Annotated in this window: 13 protein-coding genes; 7 read left to right on the top strand and 6 right to left on the bottom strand. The window is 71.8% G+C overall.

Annotation, left to right across the window (positions count from 1 at the left end; all coding sequences use genetic code 11):
* Nucleotides 1-6 precede the first annotated feature (6 nt).
* Entirely contained in the window at nt 7-651 is a 645-nt protein-coding gene (locus M4486_RS00920) for an SDR family oxidoreductase (protein WP_249479128.1), read from the top strand.
* A gap of 132 nt (nt 652-783) precedes the next feature.
* On the opposite strand, the gene M4486_RS00925 is transcribed toward M4486_RS00920, so the two are convergent.
* Nucleotides 784-1,758 (bottom strand): DUF808 domain-containing protein, encoded by a 975-nt coding sequence (locus M4486_RS00925; RefSeq protein WP_249479129.1) that lies wholly within the window; start codon nt 1,756-1,758, stop codon nt 784-786.
* A gap of 156 nt (nt 1,759-1,914) precedes the next feature.
* On the opposite strand from M4486_RS00925, the gene M4486_RS00930 reads away from it, so the two are divergent.
* A complete protein-coding gene (locus M4486_RS00930) occupies nt 1,915-3,075 on the top strand; it encodes an MFS transporter (RefSeq protein ID WP_249479130.1) in 1,161 nt (386 codons plus the stop codon).
* Nucleotides 3,076-3,113: 38 nt separating this feature from the next.
* On the opposite strand, the gene M4486_RS00935 is transcribed toward M4486_RS00930, so the two are convergent.
* The 3 genes from M4486_RS00935 to M4486_RS00945 all read right to left on the bottom strand — a co-directional run bounded on the left by M4486_RS00935 (nt 3,114) and on the right by M4486_RS00945 (nt 7,436).
* Complete coding sequence (locus tag M4486_RS00935; protein WP_249479131.1) at nt 3,114-3,395, bottom strand: acylphosphatase; 282 nt, start codon at nt 3,393-3,395, stop codon at nt 3,114-3,116.
* Between the two features lie 199 nt (nt 3,396-3,594).
* On the bottom strand, nt 3,595-4,671 hold the full coding sequence (locus M4486_RS00940; protein WP_249479132.1) for a DUF2382 domain-containing protein: 1,077 nt from the start codon (nt 4,669-4,671) through the stop codon (nt 3,595-3,597).
* A gap of 263 nt (nt 4,672-4,934) precedes the next feature.
* The gene (locus tag M4486_RS00945) at nt 4,935-7,436 is read right to left on the bottom strand and encodes a phosphoketolase family protein (protein WP_249479133.1); all 2,502 of its coding nucleotides are present in this window, start codon (nt 7,434-7,436) and stop codon (nt 4,935-4,937) included.
* Between the two features lie 137 nt (nt 7,437-7,573).
* Between M4486_RS00945 and M4486_RS00950 the strand changes: the two genes are divergently transcribed.
* From M4486_RS00950 to erm, 4 genes are all read left to right on the top strand, one after another.
* On the top strand, nt 7,574-8,737 hold the full coding sequence (locus M4486_RS00950; RefSeq protein ID WP_429798314.1) for a polyphosphate kinase 2 family protein: 1,164 nt from the start codon (nt 7,574-7,576) through the stop codon (nt 8,735-8,737).
* Between the two features lie 60 nt (nt 8,738-8,797).
* Complete coding sequence (gene tpx, locus M4486_RS00955) at nt 8,798-9,295, top strand: thiol peroxidase (protein WP_249479134.1); 498 nt, start codon at nt 8,798-8,800, stop codon at nt 9,293-9,295.
* A gap of 250 nt (nt 9,296-9,545) precedes the next feature.
* A complete protein-coding gene (locus M4486_RS00960; RefSeq protein ID WP_249479135.1) occupies nt 9,546-10,343 on the top strand; it encodes a sulfite exporter TauE/SafE family protein in 798 nt (265 codons plus the stop codon).
* Nucleotides 10,344-10,634: 291 nt separating this feature from the next.
* A complete protein-coding gene (gene erm, locus M4486_RS00965) occupies nt 10,635-11,420 on the top strand; it encodes a 23S ribosomal RNA methyltransferase Erm (protein WP_249479136.1) in 786 nt (261 codons plus the stop codon).
* 132 nt (nt 11,421-11,552) lie between these two features.
* Here erm and M4486_RS00970 read toward each other — a convergent pair whose 3' ends face one another.
* Nucleotides 11,553-13,781 carry an NADP-dependent isocitrate dehydrogenase gene (locus M4486_RS00970; protein ID WP_249479137.1) on the bottom strand — a complete coding sequence of 743 codons (2,229 nt, stop codon included), beginning with the start codon at nt 13,779-13,781 and terminating at the stop codon, nt 11,553-11,555.
* A gap of 187 nt (nt 13,782-13,968) precedes the next feature.
* Here M4486_RS00970 and hisD point away from each other — a divergent pair, with 187 nt between their 5' ends.
* Nucleotides 13,969-15,300, top strand: coding sequence for a histidinol dehydrogenase (gene hisD / locus M4486_RS00975; protein WP_249479138.1), 1,332 nt, complete (start codon nt 13,969-13,971; stop codon nt 15,298-15,300).
* A 52-nt stretch (nt 15,301-15,352) separates the two neighbouring features.
* On the opposite strand, the gene M4486_RS00980 is transcribed toward hisD, so the two are convergent.
* Complete coding sequence (locus M4486_RS00980; protein WP_249479139.1) at nt 15,353-15,835, bottom strand: DUF3054 domain-containing protein; 483 nt, start codon at nt 15,833-15,835, stop codon at nt 15,353-15,355.
* Nucleotides 15,836-15,872: the final 37 nt, after the last annotated feature.

Consider the following 15,872-nt stretch of genomic DNA (forward strand, 5'->3'; position numbering starts at 1 on the left):
GGGCGCATGAAGATCACACTCATCGGAGGACATGGCAAGGTCGCGCTGCTCGCCGAGCCGCTGCTCGTCGAGGCGGGGCACGAGGTGCGCGCGGTCATCCGCAACCCGGACCAGGTGGCCGACATCGAGGCGACCGGAGCGGGAGCCGTCGTCATCGACATCCAGCGCCTGGACGAGGAGGGCTGGAAGGACCTCATCGCGGATTCCGACGCCGTCGTCTGGACGGCCGGCGCCGGCGGCGGGGATCCCGAGCGCACGTACGCGGTGGACCGCGACGGCGCGATCGCCTCGATGGACGCCGCCGCCCGTGCGGGCGCCCGCCGGTACGTGATGGTCAGCTACTTCGGCGCCGGCCCGGACCATGGGGTCGATCCCGACAACGGCTTCTTCGCCTACGCGGAGTCCAAGGCCGCGGCCGACGAGCACCTGCGCGGCACCGATCTGGACTGGACGATCCTCGGCCCGAGCGGCCTCACCATGGAGGAGCCCAGCGGCCGGATCGACGTCGAGGCCGCAGAGAGCGGCACGGTCAGCCGTGCGAACGTGGCGCAGGTGATCGCCGCGGTCATCGACCGCCCCGAGACCTTCGGCAGGTTCGTGCAGTTCAACGACGGGGAGACGCCGATCCCCGAGGCCGTCGCGGGGCTCTGACCGCCTCCACGGCGACAGAGCGTGGGCACCGGAGCGGCCCGTGGACCCCAGGGGTCCACGGGCCGCTCGCGTTCACGTGCCCGTGCCCTCGGGCCGGGGTCCTCACTCCTGGGTCCTCACGCCTGTCGGAGCTCAGGCCGCCCGCCCGCGTGTCCCGCGCAGGCGGGCGACGGCCTGGACGACGAGCAGCACCACGGCGCCGACGACCAGGCCGAGGACCATCGAGCACAGGGTCGCGCCGAGCCAGCCGACCGCGCCGCCGATGCCCGGCACCTGCGCGAGGAGCTCCTCGAGGTGGTGCACCCAGGCGTAGGGGACCGCGGCCCCGAGCTCGTGCGTGCCCTCGAGCAGGATGTGCCCGCCCACCCAGAGCATCGCGGCCATCCCCACGTAGCTGATCACCGTCATCACGTGCGGCATCGCCGTGACCAGGCCCCGCCCGATGCGCTGCGAGGCCGGGGAGTCGCGCCGTGCCATCGCCAGGCCCACATCATCCATCTTCACGAGCAGTCCCACGGCCCCGTAGACCAGGGCGGTCAGGGCGACACCGACGATGATCAGCACCGCGGTGCGCATCAGGAACGGCTGGTCGGCGACGGTGTTCAGGGAGATCACCATGATCTCGGCCGAGAGGATGAGATCCGTGCGCACGGCGCCCTTGACGACCTTGTCCTCGGCGTCGGCGCCCTGCTCGGAGGAGGGAGCATCGTCGGATCCGCTCCCGTGTGCGCTCTCACCGCCGTGCCCGTGCGGGTGGACGAGCTCCCAGATCTTCTCGGCGCCCTCGAAGCACAGGAACGTGCCGCCGAGCATGAGGATCGGCGTGAGCGCCCAGGGCGCGAGCCAGGAGAGCAGCAGGGCGATCGGCAGGATGATCAGCAGCTTGTTGACCAGGGAGCCGCGGGCGATGCGCCAGACGATCGGCAGCTCGCGCCTGGGCTCCAGCCCGCGCACGTACTGCGGGGTGACGGCGGCGTCGTCCACGACGACCCCCACGGCCTTGGCGCTCGTGCGCGCGGAGGCCGCGGCGACGTCGTCCGCGCTCGCGGCCGCCATCTTCGCCATCGCCGCGACGTCGTCCAGGAGTGCTGCGAGTCCGCCGGCCATGGGTGTCCCTCTCGCTCATGGGCAGTAGCGCGCTCACACTACCGGCACCACGGGGCGTCGGCCGTGTCATCGCGCGCCGTCGCGACGGCCGTAGGCTGGTGAGGTCTGCGCCGTCACGTCCGAGGCGCAGGTCAGCGACGTGAGAAGGAGGGGCCGATGACGTCGGCACGCCAGTGGGCCGCGACGATCGCTCTCGCAGTGGGCATCTTCATCCTCATCACGATCGAGGAGCTCCCCATCGGCGTGCTCAGCGTGATGGCGCCCGACCTCGGCGTGAGCGAGGGCGTCGCGGGTCTCGCGGTGACGGTGCCCGGCGTCCTCGCGGGCGTCGTCGCGATCTTCACGCCGGTGATCGCGGGATCGCTCGACCGCCGGCTCGTCCTCGTGCTCGCCCTGGCCAGCGTGGTCGTCTCCTGCGTGCTGAGCGTCATCGCCCCCACGTTCGCGGTATTGCTGCTCGCACGCCTCTTCGCGGGCGTCTCGATCGGCCTGTACTGGGCGGTCCTCGCGATCGTCGCCGTCGCCCAGATGCCTCCCCACCGCGCTCCGCGAGCCCTGACCATCGCCTTCAGCGGGGCCGGTGCGGCACTCGTGCTCGGCGTGCCGGTGGCCTCGTGGATCGGCACGCACCTCGGATGGCGCACGGCCTTCGCGGTCGTCGGCTGCGCGGCGCTGCTCGTGGCGGTCCTCATCGCCGCCGTGGTCGCGCCGGTGCGCACGAGCACCCCCGTCTCGATGCGGATGATGGGCCGCGCGGCGGCCCACCGCGGGGTGCGCCACGCCCTGGTGCTCACCGCGCTCATGATCACGGCGCAGTTCATCACCTACAGCTATGTGAGCCCGCTCCTGCACTCCCGGGCCGGTGTGCCCCTCACGAGCATCGGCGGGATGCTGCTGCTGTTCGGCGTCGCCGGGATGATCGGGAACTTCGCGGTCGGGACGGTCCTGCGGCGCAGCGCGCCCCTCGGGGTCCTGGTGATCGCCGCGGGGCTCGCCCTCGCGATCCTGGTGCTCCTGCTGGTCGTGAAGTCCCCGGCCTCGGCGTTCGTCGTGATGCCGCTCTGGGGCCTGTTCGCGGGCGCGGCCTCGGTGACCGTCCAGGCGTTCGTGAGCTCGGAGGGGCGCGAGGTCGTGGAGGAGGGCACGGCGCTCAACAGCGCCGTCTTCAACGTCTCGATCGCGCTCGGCGCGCTCATCGGCGGGCGGATCCTCGATCTCGCCGGCCAGGAGGCGCTGATGATCGCCTCCGTGGTGCTCCTCGCCGTCGCCCTCGTGGTCGTCGCCCGCTACCTGCGCACGACCCCGACGCACGTGTGATCGCGCCGCGCGGCGGTGCTCACCCCGCGCGGTCGCGCTCAGCCCGCGATGCGGAAGCCCGACGTCCCTCGCGGCCGCTCCTCGCGCACCTCGGTCCCGCTCACCCGAGCGCTCGTCGGGCCCTCCTCGAGCCACTCGAGCATCTGGAGGACAGCGTCCTCGGGGCCCTCGACGTCGGCCTCCACGGTGCCGTCCAGCAGGTTGCGCACGGTGCCGCTCACGCCGAGCGCCTCGGCGTGGTCGGCGGCGGCCCAGCGGAACCCGACGCCCTGCACGCTGCCGCTGACGCGGACGATCCTGCGGATGCTCGACGTGGACATGTCTCCTCCTGCCTCGGCTGCTGCCACCGATTCTGCCCTCTCTCCCGTCCATGCTCCAGACTCCGGACTCGAGGCCCCGGGGTCCGGCCCATGAGTCCCCGGCACCTCGCCGACGACGGCCGCGCACGGCGGAGGGCGGGCATCCGCGGCCTGCGCGACCGCGGATGCCCGCCCTCGTCCTGTCGCCCGATGGCGAGGGTCAGGCGCGGTCGCCCTCGCCCTCGCCCGTCACGGGACGGCCGTCGGCGTCGGTGATGTCGACCTCCTCGCGGCCCACCTCGCCGCTCACCGTCTCGGTGTCCTGCACCGTGCGGGTGCCGATGTTGACCTGCTCGGTCGCCACGGTCTCCTTGTTCACCACTGGTCGCTCCTCGGTGAGGGTCACCTCGGCCTCGGTCTCGCCGTCGGCGATCTCGCCCCCGGTCTCCTCGCCGGCGGGCACCCGCTCGACGACGACCTCCTCGCGCTCGACGGGCACCTCGACCTGCTGGGTCTCGGAGACCGTGTACTTGCGCAGGCGCACGCGGCCGGTCTCGACCTTCTCGGTGCCGACGTTCAGGCGCTCCTCGTGGAGAGTCACGGACTCCTTGCCGTCCACGTCCGCCCGGCCGTCGGCCGCGCCGGGTGCGCCGGTGCCCGCGGTCGTCCCGGAGTCCCCGCTCGCCGCCGCTCCGTCCTGGGCCGCTCGCCGCTGCTCGTCCTCGAGAGCCCGGTCCCCGGACCCTGCGTCGGCCTCGGTCCCGCGCCCGGAGAGACCCGCAGCGCCGACTCCGGCACCCGCGCCGACTCCGGCACCGGCGCCGGTCCCATCATCGGCGGCAGGAGCCCCGGCGTCCTGCCCCTGCCGGCCCTGCTGCCCCTGCACGGCCGGGTCCTGCTGCGCGGTTCCCGTGCGGTCCTGCGCGGTGCCGCGGCCGCGCGCGTCATCCTCACCGCCCCGGTCATCGCCGGATGCGGCGTCGGGATCGGTCACCCCGTAGTAGCGGTAGAGCTCGGACTCCTCCTGGTGGGAGATCTCGCCGTCCTCGTCGATGTTCGGCGCGTCCTTGATGAACGACTTCTCGTAGGGGACGGTAATGGCGCCCTCGGCGTACTTCGCGTCGGCCAGCGGGATGAACGTCTCGCGCGAGCCGAACAGACCGATGTTGACGGTGACCCACGAGGGGTCCTGCGAGTCCTTGGTCAGATACACCTGCCCGACCTTGCCCACCTTCTCGCCCGTGGAGTCGAGGACCTCGGCGGTCTGGAGATCCGTGATGCTGCCCTGGAACGTCATGCTGTTCTCCTTCTGTGCGGTCCGCTCGTGCGGATGTCGAACGACGTCGCACCGAACCGGTCGACGGCGTCGCGCTCGGGGAGCGTTCTTCGACCGTACCGATCGTTGTGATCTGCGCCATATCCGTCACCGAGAATTCGCCGGCAGGTCACTCGTGCCGCGGGGCGCCGGAGGTCCCGGGGCGTGTTCGCGCGCCCCGCACCCGCACCGCGCGCCGGATGCCCTCCGTCCGCCCGGCAGACCCCGGACGCGAACCGGCGATCTCAGCCGTTGTCGCCGCCGGTGTCGGCCGTGACCGTGCCCTTCGACGGCTCGGACTCGTCGGCGTTGTCGTCCCACTGCCACGCCGCGACCTCGGGCTGGTCCGTGCCGTGGGTGTACGCGTACTCGCGTGCGCGGATGCGGGAGTCGACCATCCGCTGGCGCAGACCGGCGAAGCGGGTCCCCAGGCCGTCGACGCGATCGATCGTGTCGATCACCAGGTGGTAGCGGTCCATGTCGTTGCGCATGAGCATGTCGAAGGGCGTCGTGGTCGTGCCCTCATCCTTGTAGCCGCGCGCGTGGATCCGTGAGGCGCGATCGTGGCGGTAGGCGAGACGGTGTATCAGCCACGGGTAGCCGTGGTAGGCGAAGACGACGGGGGACGACTCGCCGAAGATCCCGTCGAACTCCTTCTCCGAGAGACCGTGCGGGTGCTCCGACTCGTGCTGCAGGCGCATCAGGTCCACCACGTTGACCACCCGCACGCGCAGGTCGGGGATCTGCTCGCGGAGGATCTTCGCCGCCGCGAGCACCTCGATCGTCGGGATGTCCCCGGCGCAGGCGAGCACGACGTCGGGCTCCTCGCCCTCGACCTCGGTCCCTGCCCATTCCCAGATGCCCAGGCCGCGCGTGCAGTGGACGATCGCCTCGTCCATGCTCAGCCACTGCGGTCCCGGCTGCTTGCCCGCGACGACCACGTTCACGTACTGGCGCGAGCGGAGGCAGTGGTCGTAGGTGGACAGCAGCGTGTTGGCGTCCGGCGGCAGGTAGACCCGCACGATCTCGGCCTTCTTGTTGACCATGTGGTCGATGAATCCCGGGTCCTGATGGGAGAAGCCGTTGTGATCCTGGCGCCACACGTGGGAGCTCAGCAGGTAGTTGAGCGAGGCCAGCGGCCGACGCCACTCGAGCTCGTTCGTCACCTTCAGCCACTTCGCGTGCTGGTTCACCATCGAGTCGACGATGTGGATGAAGGCCTCGTAGGAGTTGAACAGCCCGTGCCTGCCGGTGAGGAGGTAGCCCTCGAGCCAGCCCTGGCACTGGTGCTCGCTGAGCACCTCCATGACGCGGCCGCGCGGCGCCAGGTGCTCCTCGTCGTCGTCCGGCACGAACTGAGCGTTCCACTGCTTGTCCGTGGCCTCGTAGACGGACTGCAGACGGTTGGACGCGGTCTCGTCGGGTCCGAAGATGCGGAAGTTGTCGGGGTTGGCCTCGATCACGTCCCTCAGCCAGTCGCCCAGCACGCGCGTGGCCTCCGAGGTCGTGGCCCCGGGGCGCGGGACGTCGACCGCATGCTCGCGGAAGTCGGGCAGACGCAGCGCCCGCAGCACGGAGCCGCCGTTGGTCACCGGGTTCGCCGACATCCGCCGGAGCCCGGCGGGAGCGGTCTCCGCGTACTCCTCACGCAGCCGCCCCTCGTCGTCGAACAGCTCCTCGGGCCGGTAGGAGCGCAGCCACGAGTCCAGGACCGCGAGATGCTCGTCGGTGTCGCGGGCGTTGGCCAGCGGCACCTGATGGGCCCGCCACGACCCCTCGGACTTCTTGCCGTCGATCTCCGCGGGCCCGGTCCATCCCTTCGGCGTGCGGAAGACGATCATCGGCCAGGTGGGCCGCTCGGGCTCCCGTCCGGCGGCGTCGTCCTCGGCCGCCTTCGCCTTGATCTCCGCGATGCGGTCCAGGGCCGTGTCGAGCACCTCGGCGAAGCGCCTGTGCGCCGTGAGCGGGTCCTCGTCGTCGAAGCCGCCGGTGAAGAACAGCGGCTCGTGGCCGTACCCGCGCATGAGGTCGGCGAGCTCGTCGTCGCCGATGCGCGCCAGCACCGTGGGGTTCGCGATCTTGTACCCGTTGAGGTGGAGCACGGGAAGCACCACGCCGTCGGTGAGGGGATGGGTGAACTTGTTGCTGTGCCACGACGTGGCCAGCGGTCCGGTCTCGGCCTCCCCGTCGCCGACCACGGTGAACGCGAGGAGCCCCGGGTTGTCGAGGACGGCGCCGTAGGCGTGGGAGAGCGAGTAGCCGAGCTCGCCGCCCTCGTGGATCGAGCCCGGGGTCTCCGGCGCCGCATGGGACGGGATCCCACCGGGGAACGAGAACTGGGTGAACAGGCGGCGCATGCCGGCCTCGTCCTCGGTGACCGAGGGGTAGGTCTCCGTGTACGTGTGCTCGAGGTATCCGGCGGCGACCACGCCGGGCCCGCCGTGACCGGGACCGGTCACGTACATCGCGTCGAGATCGCGCTGGCGGATCGCCCGGTTCATGTGCGCGTACAGGAACGTGAGCCCGGGGGTCGTGCCCCAGTGGCCGAGCAGGCGCGGCTTCACGTGCTCGCGCGTGAGCGGCGTGCGCAGCAGAGGATTGTCCATCAGATAGATCTGACCGACGGAGAGGTAGTTCGCCGCGCGCCACCAGCCGTGCAGACGGAGCAGCTCCTCCTGATCCGGGGCGGTGCCTTCGGCGGCGGGCCAGACCGCGGGCCGGACTGGCTGGTTCGGGGCGTCGTGCATGGGACTCTCCTCGTTCCTCGGCGGACCGGACGGATACGTCGTGTGCCCCACGCTAGAGCTGAGGGTGCCCTCGGGGAACCCCTCGGGTCCGGTCCGACCTGCGACCCGCGCCCTGCGGATCCGGATACGCTCCGTGCATGGCACAGGCGAAGAAGCAGCAGAGCCCCCGTCCGAAGAAGAGCACGAAGCAGGGCGGGAGCGCGAAGTCGGCGAAGCCGGCGAAGTCGGCGACGTCGGGGGCGACGGCCACGACGAGCCGCGAGCCCGCGAAGACCTCCAAGACGTCGAAGTCCTCCAAGACGTCCAAGGCGACGAAGCCCTCCAAGACCCCCAAGGCGTCCACCACGTCGAAGACCTCCAAGTCCCCCGAGCCCGCGAAGGCCGCAGCGTCGAAGTCCTCGCGCGATCTCCGACCCGTCGTCCTCTCACCCGGCTCCCTGCCGGACGACGTCCCGAGCGGCTTCACGGTCCCGCCGGGGTGGGCGGGCGACGTCCACGAGTTCGACCCGCACGCGACCCCGGGCTTCGACGGCGGCAAGAAGAAGGGCGAGAAGCACCTCCTGGCCTGCGACGACTCCCTTGCTGATCTGCAGGAGCGACTCTTCGCAGCCCACCACGGGGCGGCATCCGGGGGACGCAGCGTGCTGCTGGTCGTCCAGGGCATGGACACCTCCGGCAAAGGCGGGATCATGCGGCACGTCGTCGGCGCCGTGGATCCGCAAGGCATCTCGATCACCGCGTTCAAGGCGCCCACCGAGGAGGAGAAGCAGCACGACTTCCTGTGGAGGATCCGCCCGCACGTGCCCGCGGCCGGCCAGATCGGCGTCTTCGACCGTTCGCACTACGAGGACGTGCTCATCCATCGGGTCCACGGATGGGCCGACGCCGAGGAGATCGAGCGGCGCTACGCCGCGATCAACGCCTTCGAGAAGGAGATCACCGACTCCGGGGTCACGATCGTGAAGGTCATGCTCCACCTCTCGTACGCCGAGCAGGGCGAGCGGCTGATGGAGCGCCTCGAGCGCCCGGACAAGCACTGGAAGTTCAACCCCGGGGACATCGACGAGCGCGGGTACTGGAGCGCCTACATGGACGCCTACTCGAAGGCTCTCAGCGCGACCTCGACCCCGCACGCACCATGGGTCGTGGTGCCCGCGGACCGCAAGTGGTACGCCCGGATCGCCGTGCAGCAGCTTCTGCTGCAGGCTCTGGGCGAGATCGACCCGCAGTGGCCCGCCGCCGACTTCGACGTCGCCGAGCAGACCGCGCGCCTGCGGGAGACCTTCGCCTCGCAGGGATGAGTCGGGGCCGACGGGGCACAATGGAAGGACCAGCGCACATCGAGCAGAAGGATGCATGACATGGCCACCACCGCCTTCAAGGGCACACCCGTCACCACCGTCGGCGAGCTCCCCGTCGTCGGCTCCGCCGCCCCCGCGTTCGAGCTCGTCGGGCAGGACCTCGGTGCCGTCGCCACGGGCGACTTCTCCGGCCGACGGATCGTGCTGAACATCTTCCCGTCCCTGGACACCGGCACCTGTGCGATGAGCGTGCGCCGCTTCAACGAGATCGCGAGCGGCCTGGAGAACACGGTCGTCGTGTGCGCCTCGAAGGACCTCCCCTTCGCGCAGGCCCGCTTCTGCGGCGCGGAAGGGCTCACGAACGTGGTCACCGGCTCCGCCTTCCGGTCGAGCTTCGGGGAGGACTTCGGGGTCACGCAGACCGACGGCCCCCTGCAGGGCCTCCTCGCCCGCGCGGTCGTGGTGATCGACGCCGACGGCACCGTGCTGCACAGCCAGCTGGTCCCGGAGATCTCCGAGGAGCCCGACTACGACGCCGCCGTGGCGGCGCTCGGCTGACACGGACTCGGCTGACACGGATCGGCGTCGGACGATCGACGTCGCGTGCGAGGCCCCGGGCGGCATGCCCGGGGCCTCGCGTGCGCTCGAGGGGTTCGCGGCCTGTCCGGGCGCGGCCCGTTCCGAGGAGTGAGGCCGCAGCCGAGCAGCCCCGCGTCCGGGTCTAGGGTTGCAGGTCGGGCCGCATCCGCCGAGCGGTCCGACGCATGCGCCCCTCGGGCACGAGGGGCGGCGAGGGAGGAGAGGGCGCGTGGATCCGCAGTCGCTCGTGGTGCTGCTCGTGATGGGTGCCCTCGCGGGCGCGATCAACTCCGCGGTGGGCAGCGGATCGCTGCTCACGCTCCCCGTGCTGCTGGCTCTCGGCCTCGACCCCGGCACCGCCGTGCGCACGAACACCATGGGCATGGTGTTCTCGACCGTCGGCTCGTTCTTCGGCTACCGGCGCGAGATCTCCGCCGAATGGCGCGACGTGCGCCCGCTCGCCGCCATCGTGGTCGTGACCGCGACCATCGGGTCCTGCCTGCTGCTGGTCTCACCGCCCGGAGCGCTCAGGGTCGTCGTCCCCATCCTCATCGTGGTCGCGCTGCTGCTCGTGGTCTTCCAGAAGCGCCTGGCCACCTGGATCCCGCGGCGGGGGAGCGGCCAGGGGGACCCGGACGCCGGCAGCAGCGCGGCCGCCTACCGCTCGCCGGGCCTCATGGTCTCCATGGGCGCCGCCTCGATGTACGGGGGCTACTTCACGGCCGCGCAGGGCATCCTCTACCTCGGCCTGCTCGGCGCCTTCACCGGCCGCTCGATGAAGAGCGTCAACGCAGTGAAGAACCTGTTCAGCCTGCTCGTCAACGTGATGGCGGCGCTCGTCTACCTCGTGGCCCACTTCGCCTTCGGCGCCGACGTGCGGTGGGAGGGCGTGGTCGCGATCGCGGTCGGCGCCCTGCTCGGCGGCTACTTCGGCTCCCACCTCACCAAGCGCCTTCCCGAATGGGTGCTGCGCGGCACCATCGTCGTGATCGCGCTCCTCGCCCTCGTGCGTCAGATCCTGGGCTGAGCGGCCCGCCCCGCTCCCGCGGCCTTTCGGCGCGGGCGGAGCGCGAGGAGAATTCGTTCGACGCCGTCGCCGTCCCCTCGATAGCGTCCGACTCATGGGAACCCTTCTCCGTGCGGTCCTCGCGGACCGCGCACTCACCTTCCGCGACCGCCGCGCCTGACGGCGCGCCGTCGCATGATGCGCGCCGTCCCGTCGAGAGCCCTCGCACCCGGACGCGCGAACCTCGCCTCCCCCTGCCGCCGGCACGGGTGAGATGCCGGGTGCTCCGACCCGACAGCACGGAGACCACCCATGCCACGCTCCCTCCATGGCGGACGCCATGAGCTCGGACAGAACTTCCTCGTCCACCGGCCCACTCTCGAGCAGATCGCCGACCTCGTCCCCCGGGACGGCACGAGCGTGCTCGAGCTCGGCGCCGGCGACGGCGCCCTCACCCGAACGCTCGCCGCACGGGGCGTGCCGCTCACGGCCCTCGAGATCGACGAGCACCGCGCCCGGGCACTGCGCCGCGGCCTGCCCCGTGTCCGCGTGATCTCCGGCGATGCGCTCGCCCATCCGCTCGATGCGACGACGATCGTCGGCAACATCCCCTTCCACCTGACCACACCCATCCTGCGGCGCCTGCTGCGGGAGCACGCCTGGCATCGCGCCGTCCTGCTCACGCAGTGGGAAGTGGCCCGCAAGCGCGCCGGAGTGGGCGGATCCACCCTGATGACCGTGCAGGCCGCGCCCTGGATCCACGCGAGGCTCGAGGGCCGCGTGCCCGCACGCGCCTTCCGCCCCGTGCCCTCGGTCGACGGCGGGATCCTGGTGCTCGAGCGTCGTGAGCGCCCCCTCCTCCCGCTCCGGGATCGCCCCGACTACGAACGCTTCGCACGCCGTGTCTTCGCGGGCGGGGGAGGAACCCTCGAGCGGATCCTGCCGAGGACTCTGCCCCCACGCGGGGCGTCGGGCCGACGTCGGATCGACGATGCGCTGCGGGCGGCCGGCGTCGCGCGCCGGGACCGTCCCCGGGACCTCGCGCCTCGCCAGTGGGCGCTCCTCTGGAAGCGGCTCGGGCGCACGTCCCGCGCCTGAGCGCGCGCCGGGCACTCGCGGTCCGACGACCCCGCGGTCCGACGACGAAGGGCCCGGATGCCGAAGCATCCGGGCCCTTCCGCTGGTCGACCGCCCTCGTGAGGTGCGGTCGGCCCTCAGCGCGTCAGCGCGTCACAGCGCGGAGCTGATCTCCTCGACGATCGCGTTCAGTGTGGTCGAGGGCCGCATGACGCTCGCGGCCTTCGCCTCATCGGGCCGGTAGTAGCCGCCGATGTCGGCCGGCTCGCCCTGCACGGCGAGCAGCTCGCCGTCGATGACCTCCGCCTTGCCCGCGAACTCCTGGGCGATGGGGGCGAAGGCGGAGGCGAGCTCCGCGTCGTCGGTCTGCGCGGCCAGCTCCTGCGCCCAGTACAGGGCGAGGTAGAAGTGGCTGCCGCGGTTGTCGATCGTTCCCAGCTTGCGCTGCGGGGACTTGCCGTTGTTCAGCAGCGTCTCCGTCGCCCGGTCCAGGGCGTCGGCGATCACGCGGGCGCGCTCGTTGTCCTCGGTGCGCGCGAGGTGACGCAGGGACTCGGCGAGGGCCAGGAACTCCCCGAGGGAATCCCAGCGCAGGTAGTCCTCCTCGATCAGCTGCTGCACGTGCTTGGGGGCGGAGCCGCCCGCACCCGTCTCGAACAGCCCGCCGCCGTTCATCAGCGGGACCACCGAGAGCATCTTGGCGCTCGTGCCCAGCTCCATGATCGGGAAGAGGTCGGTGAGGTAGTCGCGCAGCACGTTGCCGGTCACGGAGATCGTGTCCTCGCCGCGGCGCACGCGCTCCAGGGTGTGCTTCGTCGCCTCGATCGGGGAGAGGATCCGGATGTCCAGGCCCTCGGTGTCCTCCTCGGCGAGGTAGGCCTCGACCTTGGCGATGAGGTTGCGGTCGTGGGCGCGGGACTCGTCCAGCCAGAACACGGCGGGCATCCCGGACTCGCGCGAGCGGCGCACGGCGAGCTGCACCCAGTCGCGGATCGGGGCGTCCTTGGCCTGGCAGGCGCGGAAGATGTCGCCGGCCTCGACCTGCTGGGCCATCAGCGCCGCGCCCGAGGAGTCGCGCACCTCGACGCGGCCGTCGGCCTCGATCTCGAAGGTCTTGTCGTGGCTGCCGTACTCCTCGGCCTTCTGCGCCATCAGGCCGACGTTCGGGACGGTGCCCATGGTGGTCGGGTCGAAGGCGCCGTTCGCCTTGCAGTCCTCGATGGTCGCCGCGTAGACGCCCGCGTAGGAGGAGTCGGGGATGACGGCCAGGGAGTCCTGCTCCGCATCGTCCTTGTTCCACATGTGGCCGGAGGTGCGGATCATCGCGGGCATCGAGGCGTCGATGATGACGTCGCTGGGCACGTGCAGGTTGCTGATGCCCTTGTGGGAGTTCACCATGGCGATCGCCGGACCCTCGGCGAGGCCCTTGGTGATCTCTTCGCGCACGCCCGCGGCGACCTCGGGATCCAGGGCGTCGGCCCCGGCGAGGATCCCGCCCAGGCCGTTGTTCGGGGACAGGCCCGCCGCGGCGAGCTGCTCGCCGTAGGCCGAGAAGAGGGCGGGGAAGAAGGCTCGCACGGCGTGGCCGAAGAGGATCGGGTCGGAGACCTTCATCATCGTGGCCTTGAGGTGCACGGAGAACAGGACGCCCTGCTCCTTCGCCGCTTGGACCTGTGCCGCGAGGAAGGCGTCCAGCGCGCGGGCGCTCATGACGGTCGAGTCCACGACCTCGCCCTCGAGCACGGGGATCGAGGGCTTCAGCACGGTCTCGGCGCCGTCGGCGGCGACGTGGACGATCGAGAGCTCGTCGTCCTTCTCCAGGACCACGGACTGCTCGTTGGCCCGGAAGTCGTCGGCGTCCATGGTCGCCACGGTGGTCCTCGAGTCGGCGGACCATTCGCCCATGCGGTGCGGGTGCTTCTTCGCGAAGTTCTTCACCGCCTGGGGTGCGCGGCGGTCGGAGTTGCCCTCGCGCAGCACGGGGTTCACGGCCGAGCCCTTGACGGCGTCGTAGCGGGCGCGCACGTCCTTCTCCGCGTCGGTCGAGGGGGACTCGGGGTAGTCGGGAAGGTCGATCCCGGCGGCCTGCAGCTCGGCGATCGCGGCCTTGAGCTGCGGGACCGAGGCCGAGATGTTCGGCAGCTTGATGATGTTCGCCTCGGGCGTCTTCGCGAGCTCGCCGAGCTCCGCGAGCGCATCGGCCTCGCGCTGGTCCTCGGGCAGGAGATCGGAGAAGGCCGCGACGATGCGGCCCGCGAGCGAGATGTCCCGGGTCTCCACGTCGATCCCGGCAGTGCGCGAGAACGCCTCCAGGATCGGCAGGAACGACACGGTGGCGAGCATCGGTGCTTCGTCGGTGTGGGTGTAGATGATCCGCGACATGGTCGGTGGGGCTCCCTCGGGTCGTGGTGATGTCTCGACGTCAAGACTATCCGAGGGCGCGCGCGGCGTCCTCAGGAAGACCGGGCCGCGCGAGCCTGTCCGCGACGCGACCGCGAGGGCTCCCCCGGCGCGTCCCAGGCGTCGGGCCGAGGGGGCCGGTCCGCGGGCGGCCTCCTAGACTTCCCTCATGTCCTTCCTCTCCGTGACCGACCTGCGCGGGACCCGTCCCGGCCCCGCCGAGCTCGCCGCCTCCCTGCCCCGTCCCGAGGTCGACGTCGCCGCCGCGGCCGAGGCCGTCGCCCCGGTGATCGAGGACGTCGCGACGCGCGGCGCGGCCGCCGTCCTCGAGGCCTCCGAGCGCTTCGACGGGGTGCGCCCCGAGCACCTGCGCGTCCCGCCCGAGGAGATCGCGAGGGCGCTCGCCGAGCTCGACCCGTCGGTGCGCTCGGCCCTGGAGACCGCGATCGCACGGGTCCGCGCCGTCGACGCCGCCCAGGTGCGCGAGCCCGACAGCGTCGAGGTGATCCCCGGCGGACGCGTCACCCAGCGCTGGGTGCCCGTGCGCCGCGTGGGCCTCTACGTCCCCGGCGGCCGCGCCGTGCTGCCCAGCTCCGTGGTGATGAACGCCGTGCCCGCGCAGACCGCGGGCGTCGGCACGATCGTGCTCGCCTCCCCGCCGCAGAAGGAGTTCGGCGGTCTGCCGCACCCCACGATCCTCGCTGCCTGCGCCCTGCTGGGCATCGAGGAGGTGCTGGCCGTGGGCGGCGCGCAGGCGATCGCCCTGCTCGCCCACGGCGCCGACGACCTCGGCGACGGCCGCGCGCTCGAGGGCGTGGACCTCGTGACCGGCCCCGGGAACGTCTACGTCGCCGCGGCGAAGCGCCTGGTGCGCGGCATCGTCGGGATCGACGCGGAGGCCGGACCGACGGAGATCGCGATCCTCGCCGACGCCGCCGCGGAGCCCCGCCTGGTCGCCGCCGACCTCATCTCCCAGGCCGAGCACGACCCGATGGCCGCCGCCGTGCTGGTCACGGACGACGAGGCCCTCGTCGGCCGCGTCGAGGAGGAGCTGGACGCCCAGGTCCCCGCGGCCGAGCACCACGAGCGGATCACGGAGGCGCTGCGCGGACGCCAGAGCGGCGCGATCCTCGTGGACGACATCGAGCAGGGACTCGCGGTCGTCGACGCCTACGGTGCGGAGCACCTCGAGATCCAGACGGCCGACGCGGACGGCGTCGCTGCGCGCGTCACCAACGCCGGTGCGGTGTTCGTCGGCCCCTTCAGCCCCGTGAGCCTGGGCGACTACGCGGCCGGCTCCAACCACGTGCTCCCCACGGGCGGCACCTCGCGCTTCGCCGGGGGACTGGGCGTGCAGTCGTTCCTGCGCGGCATCCACGTCGTCGAGTACGACGAGCACGCGCTCGCCGCGTCACGGGAGGCGGCGACCACGCTCGCCCGTTCCGAGGGCCTGCCGGCCCACGGCACCGCAGTGGACGTGAGGTTCGCGCTCGGCGAGTGAGGGTCGGGGTCGCCGACGGGGGAGTGCTTCCGGCAGGGCTCACCCCGGTTCCTCAGGAGTTGTCGGCCTTTCCGGCGGCGGTCCCGCCCTCGGGGGACTTCTCGACCTCGGGCCCGGTGGTGCCCGCGGACCCGGTCGCCGTCTCGAGATCGGCCTCGTCGACGACCTCGACGACCCTGCGCTCGCCGCGGGTGAGGAAGGTCGCGACCGCGCGCCAGCCGAGCATGAGCACGCCCAGGACGATCGAGGTGACGATCACGAAGGACACCTCGGTGCCGGCCTGCATGAGGGTGCGCACCGCCATGGCGCCGACGATCGTGATCGCCCACACGAACACGCCCTGCGGCCAGATGCGGAAGGGTGCGCGCCAGGTCTGCGCGGCCAGATGGCCGACGAGGAGGGCGGCCGCGAAGGGCCAGCCCACCAGCACGAGATTCTGCGTCGAGATGTCGTAGCCGTGCTGGAGCAGGCCGATCGCGACGAAGAGGACCACGGCGAGGACGTCGCCGATCAGGGCACCGAGGAAGCGAAGCACCGCGCCAGGGTACCGACCCGCGGGTGGTCGGGCGCTG

This window comes from Brachybacterium kimchii (genome assembly GCF_023373525.1).
Lineage (GTDB): Bacteria > Actinomycetota > Actinomycetes > Actinomycetales > Dermabacteraceae > Brachybacterium > Brachybacterium kimchii.

What these genes read in the sequence shown, in the direction of transcription:
- M4486_RS00920 (WP_249479128.1), top strand. Translation starts at nt 7, where the DNA reads ATGAAGATCACACTCATCGGAGGACATGGCAAGGTCGCGCTGCTCGCC.
- M4486_RS00925 (WP_249479129.1), bottom strand. Translation starts at nt 1,758, where the DNA reads ATGGCCGGCGGACTCGCAGCACTCCTGGACGACGTCGCGGCGATGGCG.
- M4486_RS00930 (WP_249479130.1), top strand. Translation starts at nt 1,915, where the DNA reads ATGACGTCGGCACGCCAGTGGGCCGCGACGATCGCTCTCGCAGTGGGC.
- M4486_RS00935 (WP_249479131.1), bottom strand. Translation starts at nt 3,395, where the DNA reads ATGTCCACGTCGAGCATCCGCAGGATCGTCCGCGTCAGCGGCAGCGTG.
- M4486_RS00940 (WP_249479132.1), bottom strand. Translation starts at nt 4,671, where the DNA reads ATGACGTTCCAGGGCAGCATCACGGATCTCCAGACCGCCGAGGTCCTC.
- M4486_RS00945 (WP_249479133.1), bottom strand. Translation starts at nt 7,436, where the DNA reads ATGCACGACGCCCCGAACCAGCCAGTCCGGCCCGCGGTCTGGCCCGCC.
- M4486_RS00950 (WP_429798314.1), top strand. Translation starts at nt 7,574, where the DNA reads ATGGCACAGGCGAAGAAGCAGCAGAGCCCCCGTCCGAAGAAGAGCACG.
- tpx (WP_249479134.1), top strand. Translation starts at nt 8,798, where the DNA reads ATGGCCACCACCGCCTTCAAGGGCACACCCGTCACCACCGTCGGCGAG.
- erm (WP_249479136.1), top strand. Translation starts at nt 10,635, where the DNA reads ATGCCACGCTCCCTCCATGGCGGACGCCATGAGCTCGGACAGAACTTC.
- M4486_RS00970 (WP_249479137.1), bottom strand. Translation starts at nt 13,781, where the DNA reads ATGTCGCGGATCATCTACACCCACACCGACGAAGCACCGATGCTCGCC.
- hisD (WP_249479138.1), top strand. Translation starts at nt 13,969, where the DNA reads ATGTCCTTCCTCTCCGTGACCGACCTGCGCGGGACCCGTCCCGGCCCC.